Genomic DNA, 21,978 nt, shown 5'->3' on the forward strand with positions numbered 1-21,978 from the left:
GTCGGCTCCTCAGGCGGTGGCTTTGGCGGATGCGGTTGCACCGGCGCCTGCTGCTGCGTTGCTGCCGGCGGATTTCATGCCGGCGGCGCCTTCGAGGACGGCCTTGACGATGTTGTGATAGCCCGTACAGCGGCACAGGTTGCCGTCGAGCTGCTGACGTACATCGGCTTCACTGGCGTCGGGGTAGCTCTGGACGAGGGCGGTGGCGCTCATGACCATGCCGGGCGTACAGAAGCCGCACTGGAGGCCGTGGCAATTGCGGAAGGCTTCCTGCATCGGATGAAGATCGCCGTGGGCGGCGAGGCCTTCGATGGTGGTGATCGTTGCCCCCTCGGCCTGAACGGCGAGCATGTTGCACGATTTGATTGCGCGTCCGTTGAGGTGGACTGTGCACGCGCCGCACTGGGCGGTATCGCAGCCGATGTGCGTGCCGGTGAGGCGAAGCTGGTCGCGCAGGAACTGGACAAGCAGGATGTGGGGTTCGACTTCGGCGGTCACGGGCAGGCCGTTTACCGTCAGGCTGATGCTGATTGCCATCGACTGTCTCCTTGGGGGATAGAGACCGGTACGAAGCTCACATTTCCACTACCTGTTCCGACTGCCTGCTGTGAGGTTCGTGCGGTTTGGGCTGGTTTTTTATGCTTGCAGCGAAAAGTAGAGCACAAATTGGGGGTGGGGGGTATCAGGGTTTTTTGGCCGTTTCCTTGCCTGTGCTTTTGCTTTTTGGTCTTTGCTTGTTTTGGTTTTGGTCTGTTCAGGTTTTGTTGGCCTTTCCTTGTGGCCATGTCGGTCTATTGGCGTCGCCCCTGTGCGGGGCGGCACCTACTTTTCTTTGTCCTTGCCAAAGAAAAGTAGGCAAAAGAAAGGCGCCGAAAACTCGTCCGTTCCGGGGTGTGTCGCCGCCGGGGAATGGCACCCCATGAAGTGTCGCCCCCGCGCTTCACACGGCATGGGTCCGCGCACGAGAACGTCTCCCGCACAGTACCGCCCGTGACAAGGCACTCATCCACCCCACTCCGCACTGCGTGCGTCGCGGATGGGTTCCCGGAAGACGGCATGGTTGCGTTGGCTCTCCGCGCCGCACGCGTGCAGCGCGGCGCAGCGATGACGGCGCAAGTCGTCGGCGGCGGAGTCGGTCAGGACCGCACGTACGCAAGCGGCTACACGGAGGTTATGCCGTCGGCGACGTGACGTAACGTGACGTGAAGGTTATGCCGCTCGGCGACGCAACGCGGAGCCGGGTGGATGAGCCCTTTGTCACGAAGTGTGCTGCGCGGGGGATCCGATCGTGCGCGGGCCGATGCGCTGTGAACCGCGGGGGCGACATCTCATGGGGTGCCGTTCCCCGTGTGTCACACAGCCCGGAAGAACTGAGTTTTCGGCGCCTTTCTTTTGCCTACTTTTCTTTGGCAAGGACAAAGAAAAGTAGGTGCCGCCCCGCACAGGGGCGACGCAAATAGACCGACATGAATACAAGGAAAGGCCAACAAACGAACGCAAGGAAAGGCCAAAAAACGAACAGGAAGGAAAAGCCAACAAACGAATGCAAGGAAAGTCGAAAAACCAAAAACAAACGACAAGCACCCCCACCCGTCGGGAGACAAAAAAACCCTTCACCTCAACTTCGACCGCTTCCTTGAATACCCAAAATAAACAACCATCCCGATAACGAGCCAGACAACAAAAGCAATCCAGGTAATCGCCTGAAGGTTAATCATAAGAAAAAGACAGGAAGCAACAGCAAGCACAGGCACAACCGGTACGCCAGGGCATCGAAAAGCCCGCGGCAACTCAGGATGCGTCTTGCGCAAAACCAGCACAGCCACCGAAACCATCGAAAACGCCGCCAGCGTGCCGATATTGATCAGCTCAGCGAGCACATTCAACGGCACCAGCGCGCCGATCAAACCAAAGAAAATCCCGACGATCCACGTCGTCAGAAACGGCGTCGCGAACTTCGGATGCACCCGCGACAGCGCCGCCGGCAACAACCCGTCCCGCGACATCGCGAAGATCACCCGCGTCTGCCCGTAGCCCATCACCAGAATCACGGTCAGCATGCCCAGCACCGCGCCCAGATCGATGAAGCCCGCCACCCACTTTTGCCCGGCCACCTGCAACGCATACGAAACCGGATGCGAAATGTTGGCGAACTGCGCCGACGGCACAATGCCCGTCACGACCGCCGCGACAGCCACGTACAGCACCGCGCACACGCCAAGCGAGGCGATGATCCCGATCGGCAGATCGCGCTTCGGATCCTTCACCTCTTCCGCCGCCGACGACACCGAATCGAAGCCGATAAACGCAAAGAACATCACCGCCGCAGCGCCAAACACCCCGTTCCAGCCGTTCGGCATAAACGGATGCCAGTTCGCCGGCGTCACGTGGAACACACCCACCGCGATCACCAGCAGCACCACGATCACCTTGATCGCGACCATGACGTTGTTGATGCGCGTCGACTCGCGCACGCCGATCGACAGCAGCGTGGTGATCGCCATCATCACGAGGAATGCAGGCAGGTTGAAAAGCGTCGCCACGCCAGGCACGGCGCCCGGCGCTGCCGTCAGCGCGACCGGCAGCGAGATGCCAAATCCGGCCAGCAACGACTGCAGATAACCCGACCAGCCAACCGAGACGGCCGACGTCGCGAGCCCGTATTCAAGCATCAGATCCCAGCCGATGATCCATGCAGCCAGTTCGCCGAGCGTCGCGTACGAATACGTATAGATGGAGCCGGCGACCGGAATCGTCGACGCGAACTCGGCATACGCGAGCGCCGCGAAGCCGCAGGCGACTGCGGCGACCAGGAAGGAAATCATCAGCGCAGGCCCGGCCTGGACCGCGCCCGTGCCGGTCAGCACGAAAATCCCCGTGCCGATGATGGCGCCGACGCCAAGGAAGGTCAGATCCAGCGCACCGAGCGCCTTCTTCAGCCCGGCGTTTTGCGCACCGGCCAGCATATGTTCGACGTTCTTCTTGCGGAAGAGGGACATTGGCGAGGGTCTCCAGGAAAGCACGCGTCTTGCGCGCCGATGTCGGGAAAACCCGGAATTCTAGCGGACGCGCTGTCAGATGCCTCGCGGCGGTGCAATCCGGGAAGCCAGTTGCGAGAAGGGAAACCGGTGAGATTGCCCGGATCTGGGGCATGCATTTTCGCGACAGGCAGCCGCCGGACGAGTTTCCGCTCGCTATTCGCAGGTGATCGGCAGGAAGTAATCTGAATGCGTGTGACCGGCTACGCGGGACGTGGACATTGCGCGGCGCCGGCTGCTCAACCCTGCGGCCAGTCGCACGGCCGCGGTCGCTTGGCCAGTCAGCCGGTCAGCGGTCAGCCAGTCAACCGGTCAACCGGTCAACCGGTCAACCGGTCAACCGGTCAACCGGTCAACCGGTCAGCCAGTCATCGCCGGATTGAGGTCGACGAGGCGGTTGCTCATCACGTAGAACGTGAGCTCGGCGTTGTTGTTCAGCTTCATTTTTTCGAGCAGCCGCGTGCGGTACACGCTGACCGTTTTCACCGACAGCGACAGCGCGTTGGCAATGTCCGTCAGCCGCTTGCCTGAGGCGAGCATGCACAGCGTCTGGTATTCGCGGTCGGAGAGCTTTTCGTGCGGCATCTGCTCGCCGTCGAACGAGACGTAGTCGGCGAGCGCCTCGGCCATCGCCGGGCTCACGTATTTGCGGCCGGCGGCGACCTGCTGGATCGCGGCGATCATCTGCGCGGCATCGACCGCCTTCGACAGATAGCCCGAGGCGCCCGCTTTCAGCGCCCGCACGGCGTACTGGTCCTCGCGATACATCGAAAACATCATCACCGGCACGCGTGGCACCTTGCGCTTGATGCGCTTCAACACCTCGACGCCGTTCATGTCCGACAGCGAAATGTCGAGCAGGATGATATCGAACGCGTGCTTCGACACGACCGCGAGCGCTTCGCCGCCGGTTTCAGCTTCGGCCACTTCGCTCGCAATGCCGCGGTCGAGCAGCAACTGGCGCACGCCCTGACGAACCACGGCGTGGTCGTCGACGAGAAGGATGCGCAGGCTTTTCATCGGTCGCTCAGCAGGAAAGCGCCTGGCGCGCGCTGGCCGATCCGGGCGCTGCGAGCATCGCTTCCAGCGCGAAACGGGCGCGTACGGTCGTGCCGCGAGCCTGCTTCGGGTGAGCGTGCGTTTCGTCTTCGCGCGGGCCCGGGCGCTCGCCCCTGCCGACGGTGACACGAAGTTTGCCGTCAAACGCGTGGCAGCGCGCGCGCATGCCGGCGAGGCCGAAGCCGCCACCCTGCTCATCGTGGCGCGGCGTCATGGCGCGGCGTGACACACCGATGCCGTCATCGCTAACGGTGAGCGTGAGATGCCGGCGCGAGGTTTCCAGCCGGACGTCCGCGCCTGAAGCCCGCGCGTGCTTCGCCACGTTGTTGAGCGCTTCCTGCGCGACCCGGAAGACGGCGAGCGTGGCGGCAGGAGGGAGTTGCGTCAGGCGCACGTCGGCCGCGCAGACGAAACTGGTGCGCAGGCCGGTGCGGGCAGCGAACTCGCTCACCCACTGCGACAGCGCACCGACGATACCCGTGTCCTGCTGTGGCCCGTGCAGGTCGGCGACCGTGCGGAATGTGGCTTCGCACACAGCGTCGAGCGAGCGCTTCACAACGGCGAGCGCGGCCGCGCATTGCGGCGGCGCGTCGGCGGGCAGCCAGGTATCGACGTTCGCAAGCGCAAAGCGCGTGGCGGTCAGTTCGGCGCCGACGCCATCGTGTAGTTCGCGGGCAAGCTGGCCGCGCGCGCGCTCCTGCGCAAAGACCAGTTCAGCCGCCAGTTCCCGGACGCGCGCACGCAACTGCGTGAGTTCGCGCTCGATCGCGGGGGATGCGGCATTTGACGGGAAACTGGCGGAAGGGGTGTGAGCTGCAGCGGCGAAAGCGTCGGAAGACAGGTCGAAAATGGTCGCGCTGCAGGCTTCCCGGGCCACGGGAGCCGGCGTATTCGCGCTCATCGGAATCACAATCGACGTATCCATGACTCTCCCATTCAGGAAGCAGCTTCGGCGACAGACGCGTACCGCGCCGGGCGGCTGCTAATAAACGCTGGATCGCCCGTTACCGTTAAACGCGCGCAACGATGCAATGCCAACGACAGAAAACTACCACGTCTTTATGTAACGAAATTTACATTCGGTAACATCGACCCCGGTCATTTCTACTGCGGTCATCGGCGACCAGTGCTGCGCCGCAATAATATCTCAAAATAGGGATGGATGCAGGCCGAATAAGGCTTCAGCATTGCCTGCGATGCAAGGATCGACAAGCCGCGTACACCCCATTTGTAGGAATAATGCTGACAAGCGAGGTAAGTATTACGTGTGAATTTGTAACGGGAAACGAGGGAAAACGCGCATATGGCGAATGGTGAAAACCGATGTCTGGAAAGGGCAGATGCGGCGGCCCTGACGCCCTTTAAATGAGCTCAGAACGCCCTCGTCTGAAGCGAGCGCGCCACAAAACCGCGCGCGCAAACAAAAACCGGAGCACAGGGCTCCGTTTTTTGTTTGCTGCAGGCGAAGGTGTGTGGCCGAAAGGCCACACACGGCAGGCTAAGCAGGCTTAGCCCACGAACGCCTTTTCGATCACATAGTGCCCAGGCTTGTTGTTGCTACCTTCCTGGAAGCCCATGCTGTCCAGCAGTTCGCGCGTGTCGCGCAGCATATGCGGGCTGCCGCAAAGCATCACGCGGTCGTTTTCGAGCGAGAAATGCGGAAGATCGACGTCGTCGAACAGCTTCTTCGTTTCGATCAGTTCGGTGATGCGGCCGCGGTTGTGGAACGCTTCGCGTGTGACCGTCGGGTAATACACCAGCTTCTCCTGGATCAGCTCACCCAGATGCTCGTGCGCCGGCAGGTGGTCCGTGATGTATTCCTTGTACGCGAGTTCGTCGACAAAACGGCAGGTGTGCGTCAGGACGACCTTCTCGTAACGGTCATACACATCCGGATCCTTGATGATCGACATGAACGGTGCGAGGCCCGTGCCGGTGGAAAGCAGCCACAGCGTCTTGCCCGGCAGGAGGTTGTCGGCCATCAGCGTGCCCGTCGGCTTCTTGCCGATCAGAACCTGGTCGCCCACCTTCAGATGCTGCAGACGCGACGTCAGCGGGCCGTCCTGCACCTTGATGCTGAGGAATTCGAGGTTATCTTCGTAGTTCGCGCTCGCCATGCTGTACGCGCGGATCAGCGGCTTGCCGTCGACTTCGAGGCCCACCATCGTGAACTGGCCATTTTCGAAACGGAACGACGCATCGCGCGTGCAGGTGAAGCTGAAAAGCGTATCGGTCCAGTGGTGGACGCTCAGGACGGTTTGTGGATTCAGGTTGCTCATGGCTTCTGGAATAGTGCGAAAACAGGGGCTGCCAGACGAACACGCCGGCCGGCACGGCAGGACGATGCAACGCGAACCCGCTTTGGGGAACGATGCGCAATCCGCTATTTTACCGCGCCTGCTCCCGGAGGGTGGCGGCGCAGCCTGTACGCGGGATCAGGCGGGTATCGAACGCGTCGCCGGCACCGGAAACGGCAGGGTAGAACGAAAATACAACGAAGGTGTAGCCAGGGTGGTGCGGGCGATGTGCAAACCGCGCACTGGCGGTCGCCATCCGGCGTCCGGAGCAAGCGCGGGTGAGCACTCGTTCGGACAACGACGCGGGTGATGATACCGAATCCGGCGATGCGTCGCAGCATAAACCCTGCTGCCGGAAGGCCAACGCGGCCGGGAAACGACGCTTTTTCGCGGTTTCAGCGAGGTTTTCCGGCCCGCGACAAACCTGAAACCGGCGCTTTCCGCATCAGATCCGGCGTCGCAACAGAATCAGCTCTCGGCGGCCAGCTTCGCGCCCAGGCCGACGAGCGCTGCACCACAGAATCCGTCGATCGGCCGACGCAGCCGGCGATAACCACGCTGCGTGCGCTCCGTCGCGAACATCAGTGCGACGCTGCCATACCAGCCCGCCGACAATGTCGCGATCATCGCCAGCACCACGCCGTAGAACCACAACGGCGCATGCTGCGGGAACATCGTCGCGAAGACGCTGGTCCAGAACGCGCACGATTTCGGGTTCGTGAGGCAGGTGACGAGGCCCGAGCGCCATGCGCGAAAGTGCGCAGCGGCATCGGCGGCGGGCGGTGTGGTATCGACAACAACGGCCGCTTCGCCGCGCTTCATGGCCGCGCGCAGCAGCTTGAAGCCGAAGTAAATCAGATACAGCGCACCGGCGATGCGAATGCCGTTGTACAGCCAGTCGATTTTTTGTAGAACCGTGGCGAGACCGAGCATCGCGAGCGCCGCCCAGATCGTCGACGCCGTGCCGACGCCCAGCGCCGATGCCGCGCCCAGCCGGCGTCGGCCAGCCAGCGACAGCTGCGTGATCATGAAGAAGTTCGGACCAGGGCTGATCGCCGCGATCAGGTACACGACGGCGATCTGAAGCAGGATCGGAAGATAGTGGACGTGCATGTCGGTTCGCAAAACGGGCGCCGGATGACAGGCTGTCCGGCGCGCGGGAAGAGGAAGCGCGATTCTACTGCGATCTGCTCCCGAATCCGCGCAAACCGCTCGCGCTCAACCGGCCGCGGCGCTCCGTTTTCCGCCCCGTTGCTTCAGCACGCGCGCCTGCAGCACGATCACGAGCAGCAGGAACACGCCGCGAATCACCGACTGCCAGTACGCCGACAGGCTGATCAATCCAAGCCCGTTCTCGAAGTTCAACAGATTGAACACGAGACCGAGCAGCAGAACGCCGGCAATCGTCATCGCGATCGAGCCTTCGCCACCGGTCAGCAGCGTGCCGCCGAGAACGACCGCCGAAATCGCGAACAGCTCCCAGCCGACGCCTTCGTTCGGCTGACCCGCGCCGAACTGCGCGGCGAGGATCACGCCCGCCAGCCCAGCGAGCAACCCGCTCGCGGCGTACGCGGCGATCAGCGTGCGGTCGACGTTCAGCCCCATGAGGCGCGCCGCTTCCTCGCTGCCGCCGATCGCGAGCGAATGCCGTCCGAACCGCGTGCTGCGCAGCGCAAGCCAGCCGATGACGGCCGCCGCCAGCGCGACGAGTCCCGGAACCGGCAGGCCGAACAGATCGCCCTGGCCGAAGCTGGCGAAGTTCGACTCCGCCGAAATCGACACCGCATCGTTGCGTCCGAGCAGCAGCGCGACGCCGTGCGCGCCGAGGCTCGTCGCGAGCGTCGTGATGAACGGCAGGATCTTGAGGCGCGTGATGACGATGCCGTTCAGCACGCCGACCGCGAGCCCCGCGAAGGCGCCCGCGAGCACCGCGATCCATCCGCCGTAAGGACTCGCCAGCGCAGCGACGACGCTCGAAAGCGCCGCGACCGTGCCGACCGACAGATCGATGCCGCCCGTGATGATCACGAACGCCATGCCGACGGAAATCAGCGCGAACATCGAGTTGTACCGCCAGAACGACGTGATGTTGTACGCCGACGCGAAGTGTTCATAGCGCACGAGCCCGAGCACGAGCAGCAACACGAGCGCCAGCAAAATCGGAAGGTTCTTTTTCATCGCTTTCGAATCCCGTCAAGCGCCAGCGTTACCGTGAACGCCGCTGCACGTACACGGCGGCAATGATGATGCCGGCCTTCACCACAAGCGCGGCTGCGTCAGGAATGCCGTGCGCGAGCAGCGTATAGCGCAGCAACTGGATGATCAGCGCACCGATCAGCGTCCCGCCGATGTACGCCTTGCCGCCCGTCAACGCCGTGCCGCCGACTGCCACCGCCGCGATCGCATCGAGTTCGCTGCCGAGCCCGACCACGTTCGCATCCGACGACGAATTCACCGAAATCGAAATCAGCCCGGCGAGACCCGCGAGCGCTGCGCACACCGTGTACGCGATCAGCTTCACGCGGGCGGTCGGCACGCCGCACAGATACGCGGCTTTCTCGTTGCCGCCGGTGACGAGCAGGTACTGGCCGAACAGCGTCTTGCGCACGATCCACGCAAAGAGACAGACCAGCGCGAGCATCAGCAGCACCTGAAACGGCACGCCGCCCACCTTGCCGAGCGCAATCCACTGGAATGCGGGATTGTTGAACGCCTGCAGGCCGCCGTCGGTGACAACCTGCGCGATACCGCGTCCGGCGATGAACAGCACGAGCGTCGCCACGATCGGCTGCACCGCCAGTCGCGTGACGAGCAGGCCGTTGAACACGCCGCACAGCGCAGCGGCAATCACCGGAAGCGTGAACGCGAGCACGATGCCGAGAGGGCCGTCGACGTTCATGAAGAGCATCGGCGCCAGCGCGCCCGAGATCGCCATCGATGCACCCACCGAGAGATCGATTCCGCCCGTCGCTACCACCAGCGTCATGCCGATGCCGACGATCACGATCGTCACGACCTGTGTCAGGTTGACGTTGAAGGTCTGCAGCGACCAGAAGTGCGGCGTGAAGATCAGGTTGAAGACGAGCATCGCGAGCAGCACGATGATTTCGCGCTGGATCGGAATACGGCGACGCGCTTTTGTCCTGACGTCGGAAGCCGGCACCGTAGCGGCCGTGACCGGCGTCGCAGACAAGGGCGGCGCGGTCTCGTTACGCAACGACTCATGAGCCATGGCGATTGACCTCCAGTGCGTCCGCTACGTGCGCCGCGCTGACGGCTTCTGCCAGTTGCGACGGGCCTTCGCTGCCGTACGCGATGGCGTCCATGATCGATGCTTCACTCATTTCGCCGCCGTTCAGTTCGGCGACCGTACGGCCGTCGCGAATCACGACGGCGCGGTCCGCCACGGCGGTCAGTTCTTCCAGTTCCGAGGCCGACATCAATACCGCCAGCCCGGAGTCGCGCAATTCACGCACGATTCTGGCGACGTCGGCTTTCGCGCCCACGTCGATGCCGCGCATCGGTTCGTCGAGTAGCAGCACTTTGGGCTGCGTCGCGAGCCAGCGGGCGAGCAGCACTTTCTGCTGGTTGCCGCCCGACAGTTCGCGGATCGGTTGATCCGGTGAGCGCAGCTTGATGCCGAGCGACGCAATGAATCGATCCACGATCTCCTGCTGCTGTTTCACATCGACGATGCCGTGCTTCGACAGCGTGCGCAGGCACACGAGCGTGAGGTTGTCGCGCACCGGGAGTTCGGGGACGATGCCTTCGAGCTTGCGGTCTTCGGTGAGATACGCGAGGCCGCGCGCGATGGCGTCCTGCGGCGACTTCAGCGCAACCGTCTTGCCATCGATTTCGAGCGTGCCCTGCGCAGCCGGATCGGCGCCGAACAGCAGACGCATCGTTTCCGTGCGGCCCGAGCCAAGCAAGCCAGCCAGCCCGACCGCTTCGCCCGCGTGTACATCGAGCGAAACGTCGTTCACCTTCGGATGTGCGGCGAGATGTTTCGCAGAAATGGTTTGCGCGCCGCGTCGTGCGAGATTCGCTTCGCGCGCGGCCGTGTCGTCCTGCACGACGGCGGCGAGTGTGCGGCCGAGCATCGTCGTGACGAGTTGCAGCTTGCCCATGTCGGCCATCGCACTTTGCGCGACCGTCTGGCCGTCGCGCATCACCGTGACGCGATCGCACAGCGCGTACAGTTCGTCGAGCCGGTGCGATACAAAAATCACCGCGCGGCCGTCATCGCGCAGTTTGCGCACGACGTTAAAGAGCAGTTCCACTTCGCGCTCGTCGAGCGACGAAGTGGATTCGTCCATGATCACCATCTTTGCGTCGGACGACACTGCGCGAGCCAGCGCGACCATCTGCTGGATCGCCGTCGAATAGCTGCCGACGGGTTTCTTCACATCGATCTGCAAGCCGAACGATTCGAGCAGCGCGGCTGCGCGTTGCTGCACTGCACGCCAGTCGATCAGGGCAAAGCGGCGCGGCTCCCGTCCGAGAAAGATGTTTTCGGCAACCGAGCGGAACGGCACCAGGTTGATTTCCTGATAGATCGTGCTGATACCCGCTTCACGCGCTTCTTTCGGCGTGCGGAAATCGATCTCGCGACCTTCGAAGCGGACGACGCCACCCGAGCGGCGATACGCGCCCGTGAGGATCTTGATCATGGTCGACTTGCCGGCGCCGTTCTGGCCGATCAACGCATGCACTTCGCCGGCGGCGACGCTCAACTGCGCGCTGCACAACGCGGGCACGCCGCCGAAGCTGATCTGGATGTCCTGCATCTCCAGCAAGGGCGGCTGGCCTGGCCGGGGCGCGGCGGTCGGGATACCGGTACCGGTGTGCGTCACGTGTGTCTCCTGATGCGTGTCCCTGCATCGCGGGCGAGTTGCCCGCAACAGGTGTGCACAGATGCATGAAAGCGTCGGGGATCGTCAATGCGTGCGTGCCGGCAGCGCGGCGCGCGGCGATCCTCTTGCATGGGTCGGGATGCGGCGGGCGGCGACCGGACTGGCGTGTCGCCAGTATTGCGCGAGTCGCGGGCGGGCGCAAAACACCGTTACGGCGCGAACCGCAAAAGCCGGTCTTCTACGCCAACCGGCGTCTGTCAGTGGCCGTGAGCAGACGCCAGGACAAAGCGAAGCGACGGTCCGCGATTGCACGGGCACGTCGCCTCGAACCCTCCCGTCAGCGGGACCCGGCAGCGTCCGGTTACAGGTCAAGCCCGGAACGGACAGTCTCCGGTTCACCTGCCCTTCGTTTCCTGATCCGCTCTGGTACCCGCTCAGTAACCGTACTGCATGCTTTCCTTGACGTTGTTCCTGTCGTAGAAGCGGTCGGACACTTTCACCCACGTCGGGATCGTTTCGCCCTTCGCGTAGCGTTGCGCGACGTCGCAGGCGAGCGGGCCGAAGAACGGGCTCGACTGCACGCTGGCGCCGAGTTCGCCGGATGCGATGGCGTCCATGCCGCCCTTCGTGCCGTCGATCGTCACGAGCAGGATGTCCTTGCCCGGCTGCTTGCCGGCGGCCTTGATCGCGGCGATCGCGCCCAGTGCCATTTCGTCGTTATGCGCGTAGACAGCGGTCACTTCAGGATGCGCCTGCAGCAGCGTTTCCATCACCTGACGGCCCTTGTCGCGCGCGAAGTCGCCGCTTTGCGAAGCGATGATCGTCATGCCCGGGTTCTTCGCGATGATTTCGTCGAAGCCCTTTTTGCGATCGTTCGCGGCGGACGCACCGGTCGAGCCTTCGAGTTCGATGATCTTCGCCTTGCCGCCCGTCGCCTTGACGAGCCAGTCCGCGGCGCGGTGGCCCTGATCGATGAAGTCCGAGCCGATAAACGTGATGTAGTCGCGGCCCGCCTTGGCAACCGATTGATCGACGTTACGGTCGACCAGAATCACAGGAATGCCGGCCTTCTTCGCCTGCAGCACGACGGGTGCGAGCGGCTTTTCTTCACGCGGCGGGAACACGAGCAGATCGACGTGCTGCGCGATCATGCTTTGAATGTCCGAAACCTGTTTCGCGGGCGAGCCGTTGGCATCCGTCATGACGATCTGCCAGCCGCATTTCGAAGCCACTTCCTTGAAACTCCTCGTTTCCGCGAGACGCCACGGGTTGTTGCTTTCGGTCTGCGCGAAGCCGACCTTCAACGGAGTTTTGGTAGCCAGTTTGGGCAGGGCGTCGTCGGCGTGTGCCGTCGAGATGCCGCAGCCGATTGCCAGCGCCAGAACCGATCCGACGAGCGGACGAACCCGCTGCGGACGCTTTTGCTTGAGCGACGCCATGTCTTCCTCCAGTGCTTTGGTTTAGTTGCTTTTTACTTTGCCCTGCACCGTTCGTGATGACGGTTTGCCACGGGTTTGCACCTCGTCCGGGTGTAGTCGATTATTTCATCGCAAATTATTATTAGTCAATCACTAATAATATTAGCTACTGGCGATTTTGCTTCAGTAATTACCCTGACCGACCCGCGTTCGATGAGGGGTCCATCGAGCTTCACCATGCGGTGTCGAACCGGCGCGCCGGCGGCGCGATTGTGCTCATCCTGAAGCAGCGTTTCGACGGCCCAGCGTCCCAGTTCATAGTTCGGCAGCACGACCGTCGAGAGCGGCGGATGCGTATGGCGGGCGATTTCCTGATCGTCGTAACCGAGCACGGAAACGTCTTCCGGCACGCGGTGACCGAGCTGCTTTAGCGCCTCGATTGCGCCGAGCGCCATCAGGTCGTTTGCGCAGAAAATCGCGGTTGGCGGATTGGGCTCGCGCATCAGTGAGAGCGTGTGTTCGAAGCCGGTGCCGGAGCTCCAGTCGCCGTCGCGAACCAGTTCCTGCGCGAACGGCAGATCGGCGGTGGCGAGTGCGGTGCGATAGCCTTTGAGGCGATCTTTGGCTGCGTCCTGCCAGTGCTCGCCGTTGATATAGCCGATGCGCCGATGGCCCGCGCGCAGCAGATATTCGGTCGCGACATGCCCGCCTGCCACTTCCGCCGGCACGACCGACGAGAAGCCGCCTTCACTCGTGTAGCAGTTGAGCAGAACGGTAGGAACCTGCAACAGCGCGGCCGGCGGGCTCACTTTGCGCGTGTAAACCGTGGCGTAGATCACGCCAAAAACGTTCGGGCTCGCGAGCGCCGCGTCGAGCACCTGCTGCTCGATATCGGCGTTGCCGTGCGTCGAGTAGACAGCGAGCATCTTGCCGTGTGCGTACGCGGCATCGCGCGCGCCGTCGATGTTCACAACCGGGTGCGGGCTCGTCGAGATTTCGTCGGCGATGTACACGATCAGGCTGCGTTCGTCCTTCGAGGGCTGCACCACGTCGCGCGTCGAGAGACGGTAGCCGAGTTCGGTCGCGGCTTTCAGCACCTTGTCGCGCGTGTTTTCGGAGAATTTGGCGCCGGTGGCGTTATTGAGAACAAGCGAAACAGTCGACTGCGACACGCCAGTGAGCTTGGCGATGTCGGTCATCGTTGGACGTCGTTGGGTCGATTTTTTCATTGAGCGGGCCGCCTGGCTAAAGCGACAAAAACAGGTGACGCCGGAGGCGTCGGCGGTCTGACGGTACCACTAATAATATCCGTCGGGCAACGCGCGCTAACCCGCCTGCGCGAGACGGCGAACGTCTCTGGTGGCGCTCATGACACGTCAATATTATTACTAATAACATTGACGAAAGGCGCTGTCGCGTGCGATTCTCGGTCGCGCGGGCCTCCGAGGCGCGCCGGCCGTGCCTGTCGCCCGGCACGTAACAGCATCCCTCTTGCATGGGACCAGAGACAACGAAAGGTGTCTGCCGTCTCTCGAGATCAACAATGCGCAATGTTTCCCTGAATCCCTTTCCCTTCGGCGCATCAGGCCAGGCGGCGCTCGACGATCCGTCGCTCATCGCGCTCTGCAGCGGCAGCACGGAACTGCGCGTGGCGCCGCTGGTTGGCGGATCGATCGCGGCGTACTTCGAGGCGACCCATGCGGGTCCGGTTCACTGGATGCGCCCTGCGACCGGCGCCGCGCTTGCTGCGCGCAATCCGCTGCAGATGGCGAGCTTTCCACTTTTCCCGTACTGCAACCGCATCCGCGACGCGCGCTTCGACTTCGATGGCCGTTCGATCGACCTTTCCGGCGACGGCAACACGTTCGCGCATGCGCTGCACGGCACCGCATGGCGGCGCGCGTGGTGCGTCGGCGCACGCACGGAAACGTCGGTTGAGCTGCATCTGGAGCACACGCCCAATCCTTCGATTCACGGCGACTGGCCGTTTCCTTATCGCGCGCAGCAGACGATCGAACTGATCGGCGACGCGCTGCACGTCACGCTGACGGCGCGCAATCTGGGCGATCGTCCGATGCCGTTTGGCATGGGTCATCATCCGTATTACCCGCGAACCGCGAACACGGTGGTGACGGCTTCCGTCGAAGCGATGTGGCACGCCGACGCCGACGTATTGCCGACTCATCTCGGCGCGCATCCGGCCGTCGATGCGCTACGAAACGGGATGTCCGCGGACGCGTTCGATCTCGACAACAACTTCACGGGCTGGCAGCGCGAGGCGGTGGTCGCGTGGCCGGACGAGCGTCGGCAACTGACGCTGAACGCCGACGCTGTGTTCGGTCAGTTGGTGGTGTTTGCGCCCGCGAGCGAGGCGCTGCTGTGCGTCGAGCCGGTCTCGAATACGACCGACTGCTTTAACGCGCCGGCCGCTGCGCGGGACAGCGTCGGTGGCTGCGTGCTGATGCCGGGCGAAGAGATCACGGGCGTGTTGACCTGGACGCCCGCCAGGTTTTGACCATCCGCTGAAGCGCTCGCGTCTGTCACGGTCACATTCCCGGTCACGCGCTGAAAAAACAGCGCTCAACCCACCTGCAATCGCGCTATATACGGCAGATGATCCGACAGCCACGCAGTTTCCTGCGTCGGCTGGATCCACTCGATCGGCTTCATGTCGCGCACGAACATCTTGTCGAGCGCGAGCGCCGGTGAAAACGCCGGGAACGTACGCGCGGTTTCGCCGAGCAGCGTCGCCACTTCGTGCAATCCATGCTCGGCAAACAGCGGCACGGAATCGTTGCGCCAGTCGTTGAAATCGCCGGCGAGCACGAGCGGACCCGTGGGCGCTTCCTTCGCGATCCAGTGCGCGATCCAGTTCATCTGACGCAAGCGGGCCGAGCGCGTGAGCGCAAGGTGCGCGCACAGCAACGTGACCGAGTGACCGGCAAACGTTGCGCGGGCAACCAGCAGACCGCGCCGCTCGAAGCGGTGAGCGGAAATGTCCCAGCGTCCGCCGAGATCGAGCGGATGTGGCGACAGGATCGCATTGCCATGCCGCCACGAAGGCTTGAACACATTGGTGCCGAGCGCGATCTGCAGTTGCAGCGAACTCGCGATTTCGGTAGCCTGGCAATGCCAGATATCGTCGACCGGGTCGGCCAGCGGCGCGCCGAAATTCGACGACAACACCGGCGACGGCATCCGTCGTGCCATCGCTTCCTGCAGGAAATAGGCGTCCGCGTGGGTCGACTGGACCCAGCGTTGCATGGCCTGCCAGGCCTGAAGGCCGAGCGGCGAGCGACCTTTGTGAAGGTTCCAGCTCACCGCGATGAAATCCTTGGGATGCGCGCTATCGCGTATCAGTTCTTCGGGGTTTCGCATGCCGCGTTGTCCGCTTCTTCTGTCGTCAGTGTCAGGGGGTGGTCGCGATGCTCGCACGCACACGGTAGACGAGTGTCGGGTTCCTGTCGACGATGGTCCATGTGACCCACTGGCCAGCCGGCACCGTCAACCCCGGATGGCTCGCCGCAACCTGACGCGGCTGCGGCGGCAGCTTGCAGCCCGTATCGGTCTGGCGCGCGCCGGGGTCCTCGATGGTTTCCTGCGCTTCGATGGCGAGTGTGGTTTCCGTCGCCGACGCCTGCAACGGCGAGACCGTCAACGTGCGGGAGAGATCGATGCTGCCGGCCGGTACGTCCTTGCATCCAACGTTGTGTGACACCACGCGATGATGCGTATCCGTTCGCGCCTGGCCGACGGTCGTCGTGCCATCGAACGCATCGACCTGCTGGCCGTCGCTGACGACCTGCAGCTGCCACTGCACGGCCTGCTGCGCGGGGCGCTGCTGGGCCTGAGCCGGGGTCTGAGCCAATAAGGACGAGGTGCCGAACATCACGGCAACGACGCTGGTTTTCCACATGAAAGGTCTCCGGGCGACGGCTCCCGGCGGGATGGGCAGGCGCCCATCTTACGCTTGATCGGGGAATCAATTTCTGACCCGGCATTCAGGGCCGGGTTCAGCAACAGTCTGTTTCAGATGGTGACGCAGGCGCGTGAGTTCAACCGTTCAGGCACCTGATTGTCTGGCGATCACGCGCACGCACCGGTGTCGTGGCAGCAGCGTTCTGCGGCCATCCGTGCGCCATCCCACTGTTAGCAGCACACCTTCACGGCTGCTCGCTTGCCAGCGAATTTTGCATCGATACACTGAAAAACAGGCGACGTCTTGCCAGTGTCGCCGCGGCGGTAAAGCCAGGCACATACGCACAAAAGCGGGGTGAGCGATGACGACAGCCATGGTCAGACAGGAAATCGCGGTGGCGTCGTTCAGCCAGGTCTACGATCTCGATCGGGTCGAGACAGCGTTGAACGAACTCAGCGAAGGCGCGAACGACGCGTTGCGCGCCACCTACGAAAAAATGCTGAAGGTCGGCAACCTGCGCTTTTGCGTGAAGCCGAACCGGATGCCGTCGATCGACGACCTGATCGGCGCGCTGCCCAACTTCGCCGAACCGCTCGACGACGTGCGCCGCCAGGTCGCGCTGTGCCTTGAAACCGAAGACCGGCTGGAACTGATGCCGATCCTGTTGCTCGGCGATCCGGGTATCGGCAAGACGCATTTCGCGAAGCAGCTGTCGCGGCTGCTCGGCACGTCGTATCACTACGTCGCGATGAGTTCGCTGACGGCCGGATGGATCTTGTCGGGCGCATCGTCACAATGGAAGAACGCCAAGCCGGGCAAGGTGTTCGACGCGCTGGTACATGGCAGCTACGCGAACCCCGTGATCGCCGTCGACGAGATTGACAAGGCCACCGGCGACTCGCAATACGACCCGCTTGGCGCGCTCTACGCGCTGCTCGAACATGACACCGCGCAGACCTTCATCGACGAATTCGCCGAAGTGCCGATCAACGCCGGCCACGTGATCTGGATCGCGACGGCCAATAGTGCGCGCGGCATCCCGGAACCGATCCTGAACCGGATGAACGTATACGAAATTCCGCCACCCGATCGCGACGGCGCACGCCGCATCGCGCAGGCGATCTATCACGAGATCCGTTCGGCACATAGCTGGGGTCTGAGGTTTCCGGCCGAGTTGGGCGAGGCCGCGCTCGACGCGCTCGCGCAGGCTTCGCCGCGCGAAATGCGTCGCGCGATTCTCAACGGATTCGGCGCGGCACGTATCGACAGTCGCGATGAGATCGGCGCGACTCATATCCGGCTCGATAACGGCGCGCGGCGGAAACCGATCGGGTTTTGACGGATTTTCGGTCTCGATTAGCTGCCTTGTGCAAAAGACCGCCTTCGGGCGGTTTTTTTGTCGCGTGAAATTTCGCTCCGACGCCCTTTTCCGCCGATCGCATCGAAGATTGTTCTCGAACCGGAAACAGTCAATTCATTTAATCGGCATGGATTTTTGATAGTCCGCGGCTACACTCCTCTGACCGAAGTGCCTGTGCATTTTCGCATCGACGATCCCACTTCAACGACTTCAGGAATCCATCATGAGAACCAGTTCTTTCGCCCTGCTGTTTTCTGCCACGGTCGCCGCACCCGTTGTTGCGCCTGCCTCCGCCGCCAGCTACACGGTGCTGGGCACACCGGCCAGTCCATCCGGCACCGCCGATGCGCAGCGCGACAGCGCGACCAGCCAGACCACCGCCCGTAGCTGAGCGCAGCTGCGCGTAGCGCCGGCCGCGCTCACAAGGCGCGCCCGATTGAAACGAATGCCCGCATTCCACGAGCGTGCGGGCATTCTGCGTTCTGACGGCCGTCGTACAATTTTGATCAGTACAGGAGATACGTTCGACAACGCGCGGTATGAAGCGCGGAACGGCCGCATCCTGTTTTCAGAATTCATCGGTCGATCAGGCAGCGCGGGCAAAAGTCGCGTCGAGGGACATGGATCAAATCGAATGTGTGGTGATCGGCGCGGGCGTGATTGGCCTCGCCGTGGCGCGTGCGCTGGCCGCGCGCGGCTGTGAAGTGATCGTGCTCGAAGCCGCGGAAGCGATCGGCGTCGGCACCAGTTCGCGCAACAGCGAAGTGATTCACGCGGGCCTTTATTACCCGCGCGGCTCGCTCAAAGCTTCACTGTGCGTGCGTGGCCGCGAAATGCTCTATGACTACTGCACGACGCACGGCATACCGCACCAGCGGTGCGGCAAGCTGCTTGTCGCGACAGCGCGCAATCAGGTGCCGCAGCTGGAAAGCATTCTCGCGCGCGGCAAGGAAAACGGCGTGCTCGACCTGATGCGCATCAGCGGCGACGAAGCGCGCGCGCTCGAACCGGCGCTCGAATGCGTCGAGGCGGTGTTTTCGCCGCAGACGGGCATCGTCGACAGCCACCAGTTCATGCTCGCACTACAAGGCGACGCCGGGCGTAGCGGCGCGATGTTCGCGTTCCACGCACATGTCGACGCAATCGAGGCGAACAACGGACGCTTCGTCATCAAGGTCGGCGGCGCTGCGCCGACGACGATCAGCGCGGCCTGCGTGATCAACAGCGCCGGCCTGCAGGCGAACCGGCTGGCGTGCAGCATCCGCGGGCTCGATGCGCGTCACGTGCCGCCGCTCTATCTCGCGCGCGGCAACTACTTCGGCATCTCCGGGCGCGCGCCATTTAGCCGGTTGATCTATCCGATGCCAAACGAAGCAGGACTGGGCGTCCATCTGACGATTGATCTCGGCGGACAGGCGCGTTTCGGGCCGGATGTCGAATGGGTCGATACCATCAACTACGACGTCGATCCGCATCGCGCGGAAGCGTTTTACGCTGCGATCCGCGCGTACTGGCCGAAGCTGCCCGATGGCGCGCTGCAGCCGGCCTATGCGGGTATTCGTCCGAAGCTTTCCGGGCCAGGCGAGCCTGCTGCCGATTTCCTGATCCAGGGGCCGGCGGCGCATGGCGTGCGCGGACTCGTCAATCTGTTCGGCATCGAGTCGCCGGGATTGACGGCATCGCTGGCGATTGCGCAGCGCGTCTGCGAACTGGCCGGACGCGCCTGAGGCAAAGGCGTTTCGCCGCGTGTTCTGGCTGTGTCATCGTCACTTCACGTCACGACGGGTCATGTCACGACGCGGCGCAACGCACCTTGATGCGCGACATCGCGCCTCCGGCGCCGCGCATGCGCTACGAATTTGCTTATCCCTGGCATTTGGGTCGACCCGCGCGGCCGCTTCATTGTTATTCTTGGAAACCGCTGTCGTTAGAACGGCGTTCAGTTCCATAACATGGAGTGAGTCCCCCATGAAGTCATCCCGTCGTACGTTTCTGATCACGAGCCTTGGCGTTGCGTCTTCGCTCGCGCTCTCCCGCCAGGCTTTCGCCGACGCGCCGAAAGTCTCCGAATCCGATCCGACCGCACAGGCGCTCGGCTACAAGACGAACGCCAGCAAGGTCGACAAGGCGAAGTTCCCCAAATACGCAGCCGGCCAGGACTGCGGCAACTGCAGTCTCTATCAGGGCAAGGCGAGCGACCCCTATGCCGGCTGTCCGATGTTCGCGGGCAAGCAGGTCGCCGCGACCGGCTGGTGCAGCGCGTATAACAAGAAGGCCTGATTGTCTCGCAGGTCGCACTGCTGCTGCATCTGGCAGAAAAGATAGCGGAACGCCACCCGCAAACCGGTTCTGCAGGATCAGCAGGCGCTGGTCGCGCAATGCGGCCAGCGCATTCCGGCAATGCGTCACGCGGATCTCGACGCGCGACGCAAGCCGGCCTGACCTATCAGGTGGGTGCGGCTAGTCGCGCGCCTGCATCAACGGCGGACGACGGTCGAACCACGGACGCGCCGCCTCGAGTTGTGCAGCGAGACGAAAGAGCGTTGCTTCGCCGCCATCACGCGTTGCGAACTGCACGCCGACCGGCAGGCCGCGCGCATTCCAGTAAAGCGGCACCGACATCGCCGGCTGGCCAGTCAGATTGAAAAGCTCGGTGCAGCCCGCCCATGCGAACGCCTTGTTCGACGCTTCCGTCAGCATCTTCTTCATCAGCGCTTCGATGGGCATCGTGGTGACCGCGTGCATCTGCATCCGTTCGACCTGCGTCGGCAGCATTTCGCCGATCTTGATCGGCGCGGCCGCGAGCGTCGCGCACACGATCACGTCGTAACGCGTCAACAGGTCGGCCATTTTCACGGTGATGCGGCGCTGCTCTTCGAGTGCTGCAGGCAATGCGCGCTCGCCGAGCTTGCGGCCGATGTGCGCCATCGCCCAGGTCGCGATTTCGAATTCGCTGCGTTGGGGTTTGCGTCCTGTCGTACGATCGGCATTCAGTACGACTTCCTCCGCGATCACCGACCAGATCGTCAAAAACGCATGGCGGACCGCTTCGAAATCGATGCCGAGCGAAACCGGCTCGACATGATGGCCGAGCGACGTGGCGAGTCGCGCGGCGTCTTCGAGCGCGGCGCGCGCATCGGCGGAAAGTGTCGGCGCGAGCATCGGTTCGGCGACGTACGCGATGTGCAGCGGCTTGCAAGGCTCGCCCGTTGCGCCAAGAAATGTACCGGGCGCGCCGTGCGGCAGCGCCGCGTTGCCGCTGGTGAGATCGAGCAGCAACGCGCTGTCGCGCACGCTGCGCGACACGGCGTGATCGACGCCCAGTTCGCCCGGCATCTGCACTGCGGCGGGTGGTTGCCTGCCGCGTGACGGCTTGAAGCCGAACAGGCCGCAGCACGACGCGGGAATGCGAATCGAGCCGCCGCCATCGGACGCATGCGCCATCGGCACGATGCCCGCGGCGACAGCGGCAGCGGCGCCGCCGCTCGAACCGCCGGGCGTGTGATCGAGGCTCCACGGATTGCGGCACGGGCCGAACAGCTCGGGCTCCGTGTACGGCATCTGGCCGATCTCGGACGTGCTCGTCTTGCCGAAGATATTGAGGCCGGCGGCGCGGGTCAGCGTGACGATGGGCGCGTCTTCGGTGGGAACGAAATAGCGGTAATGGCGGCTTCCCATCGACATCCGCAGGCCGGCGACAGGCGCGCCCAGATCCTTGATCAGATAGGGCACGCCGGCAAGCGCGGCGGTGGCATCGGCCGAACCATTCGCGCCGTTCACGCCATGAACAGAGGCGGAAGCGCGCTGACGCGCAGCGTCATAGTCTTTCAGCACGAGCGCATTGATCGCGGGGTTGACTGCTTCGGCGCGGGCGATCGCGGTGTCCAGCAGCTCACGCGCTGTGACTTCGCGCTTGCGCACGAGTTCGGCGAGACCGATGGCGTCATGAGACAGATAATCGGATTGCACGACCGGGCGCCCCCCGCAGGTGAGTGGTGATGTGTATGACGTCAATGTAACGTCGATATGACAGC

At 63.3% G+C, this 21,978-nt stretch carries 20 protein-coding genes; 6 read left to right on the forward strand and 14 right to left on the reverse strand.

What is annotated here, in order from left to right:
- Positions 1-9 precede the first annotated feature (9 nt).
- The gene (locus P3T16_RS01990; protein WP_429340975.1) at positions 10-537 is read right to left on the reverse strand and encodes a (2Fe-2S)-binding protein; all 528 of its coding nucleotides are present in this window, start codon (positions 535-537) and stop codon (positions 10-12) included.
- 519 nt (positions 538-1,056) lie between these two features.
- Between P3T16_RS01990 and P3T16_RS01995 the strand changes: the two genes are divergently transcribed.
- Positions 1,057-1,191, forward strand: a complete 135-nt coding sequence (locus P3T16_RS01995) for a hypothetical protein (protein ID WP_429340976.1) — start codon at positions 1,057-1,059, stop codon at positions 1,189-1,191.
- 422 nt (positions 1,192-1,613) lie between these two features.
- Here the strand turns inward: P3T16_RS01995 and P3T16_RS02000 are convergent, their stop codons facing one another.
- From P3T16_RS02000 to P3T16_RS02045, 10 genes are all read right to left on the reverse strand, one after another.
- On the reverse strand, positions 1,614-2,999 hold the full coding sequence (locus P3T16_RS02000; RefSeq protein WP_429340977.1) for an amino acid permease: 1,386 nt from the start codon (positions 2,997-2,999) through the stop codon (positions 1,614-1,616).
- A 399-nt stretch (positions 3,000-3,398) separates the two neighbouring features.
- Positions 3,399-4,058 carry a response regulator transcription factor RqpR gene (gene rqpR / locus P3T16_RS02005; RefSeq protein WP_429255043.1) on the reverse strand — a complete coding sequence of 220 codons (660 nt, stop codon included), beginning with the start codon at positions 4,056-4,058 and terminating at the stop codon, positions 3,399-3,401.
- A 7-nt stretch (positions 4,059-4,065) separates the two neighbouring features.
- The gene (locus P3T16_RS02010) at positions 4,066-5,022 is read right to left on the reverse strand and encodes a sensor histidine kinase (protein ID WP_429340978.1); all 957 of its coding nucleotides are present in this window, start codon (positions 5,020-5,022) and stop codon (positions 4,066-4,068) included.
- A 583-nt stretch (positions 5,023-5,605) separates the two neighbouring features.
- The gene (locus tag P3T16_RS02015) at positions 5,606-6,376 is read right to left on the reverse strand and encodes a ferredoxin--NADP reductase (protein ID WP_429255041.1); all 771 of its coding nucleotides are present in this window, start codon (positions 6,374-6,376) and stop codon (positions 5,606-5,608) included.
- A gap of 486 nt (positions 6,377-6,862) precedes the next feature.
- Positions 6,863-7,507 carry a LysE family translocator gene (locus P3T16_RS02020; RefSeq protein WP_429255040.1) on the reverse strand — a complete coding sequence of 215 codons (645 nt, stop codon included), beginning with the start codon at positions 7,505-7,507 and terminating at the stop codon, positions 6,863-6,865.
- A 105-nt stretch (positions 7,508-7,612) separates the two neighbouring features.
- Positions 7,613-8,572, reverse strand: a complete 960-nt coding sequence (locus P3T16_RS02025) for an ABC transporter permease (protein WP_429340979.1) — start codon at positions 8,570-8,572, stop codon at positions 7,613-7,615.
- Between the two features lie 28 nt (positions 8,573-8,600).
- A complete protein-coding gene (locus tag P3T16_RS02030) occupies positions 8,601-9,626 on the reverse strand; it encodes an ABC transporter permease (protein ID WP_429340980.1) in 1,026 nt (341 codons plus the stop codon).
- Positions 9,616-11,181, reverse strand: a complete 1,566-nt coding sequence (locus P3T16_RS02035; RefSeq protein ID WP_429341059.1) for a sugar ABC transporter ATP-binding protein — start codon at positions 11,179-11,181, stop codon at positions 9,616-9,618. Before P3T16_RS02035 ends, P3T16_RS02030 begins: the two co-directional genes overlap by 11 nt.
- A gap of 500 nt (positions 11,182-11,681) precedes the next feature.
- Positions 11,682-12,686, reverse strand: a complete 1,005-nt coding sequence (locus P3T16_RS02040) for an ABC transporter substrate-binding protein (RefSeq protein ID WP_429340981.1) — start codon at positions 12,684-12,686, stop codon at positions 11,682-11,684.
- 125 nt (positions 12,687-12,811) lie between these two features.
- Positions 12,812-13,864, reverse strand: a complete 1,053-nt coding sequence (locus P3T16_RS02045; protein ID WP_429255036.1) for a LacI family DNA-binding transcriptional regulator — start codon at positions 13,862-13,864, stop codon at positions 12,812-12,814.
- Positions 13,865-14,208: 344 nt separating this feature from the next.
- Here P3T16_RS02045 and P3T16_RS02050 point away from each other — a divergent pair, with 344 nt between their 5' ends.
- Positions 14,209-15,180, forward strand: a complete 972-nt coding sequence (locus tag P3T16_RS02050) for an aldose 1-epimerase (RefSeq protein ID WP_429340982.1) — start codon at positions 14,209-14,211, stop codon at positions 15,178-15,180.
- Between the two features lie 65 nt (positions 15,181-15,245).
- Here the strand turns inward: P3T16_RS02050 and P3T16_RS02055 are convergent, their stop codons facing one another.
- Together P3T16_RS02055 and P3T16_RS02060 are read right to left on the reverse strand one after the other, a co-directional pair.
- Positions 15,246-16,043, reverse strand: coding sequence for an endonuclease/exonuclease/phosphatase family protein (locus P3T16_RS02055; protein WP_429340983.1), 798 nt, complete (start codon positions 16,041-16,043; stop codon positions 15,246-15,248).
- 31 nt (positions 16,044-16,074) lie between these two features.
- Complete coding sequence (locus P3T16_RS02060) at positions 16,075-16,581, reverse strand: hypothetical protein (RefSeq protein WP_429255033.1); 507 nt, start codon at positions 16,579-16,581, stop codon at positions 16,075-16,077.
- 364 nt (positions 16,582-16,945) lie between these two features.
- Here P3T16_RS02060 and P3T16_RS02065 point away from each other — a divergent pair, with 364 nt between their 5' ends.
- The 4 genes from P3T16_RS02065 (at position 16,946) to P3T16_RS02080 (ending at position 20,224) form a co-directional block, all read left to right on the forward strand.
- Positions 16,946-17,923, forward strand: coding sequence for an AAA family ATPase (locus P3T16_RS02065; protein ID WP_429340984.1), 978 nt, complete (start codon positions 16,946-16,948; stop codon positions 17,921-17,923).
- Positions 17,924-18,167: 244 nt separating this feature from the next.
- A complete protein-coding gene (locus P3T16_RS02070; RefSeq protein ID WP_429340985.1) occupies positions 18,168-18,335 on the forward strand; it encodes a hypothetical protein in 168 nt (55 codons plus the stop codon).
- A 229-nt stretch (positions 18,336-18,564) separates the two neighbouring features.
- Positions 18,565-19,671 (forward strand): NAD(P)/FAD-dependent oxidoreductase, encoded by a 1,107-nt coding sequence (locus P3T16_RS02075; RefSeq protein ID WP_429340986.1) that lies wholly within the window; start codon positions 18,565-18,567, stop codon positions 19,669-19,671.
- Positions 19,672-19,912: 241 nt separating this feature from the next.
- Positions 19,913-20,224, forward strand: coding sequence for a high-potential iron-sulfur protein (locus P3T16_RS02080; RefSeq protein ID WP_429255029.1), 312 nt, complete (start codon positions 19,913-19,915; stop codon positions 20,222-20,224).
- A gap of 180 nt (positions 20,225-20,404) precedes the next feature.
- Here P3T16_RS02080 and P3T16_RS02085 read toward each other — a convergent pair whose 3' ends face one another.
- Positions 20,405-21,913: an amidase gene (locus tag P3T16_RS02085; RefSeq protein ID WP_429340987.1), complete on the reverse strand. Its 1,509-nt coding sequence runs from the start codon at positions 21,911-21,913 to the stop codon at positions 20,405-20,407.
- Positions 21,914-21,978: the final 65 nt, after the last annotated feature.

The organism is Paraburkholderia sp. GAS42, assembly GCF_050436565.1.
Lineage (GTDB): Bacteria > Pseudomonadota > Gammaproteobacteria > Burkholderiales > Burkholderiaceae > Paraburkholderia.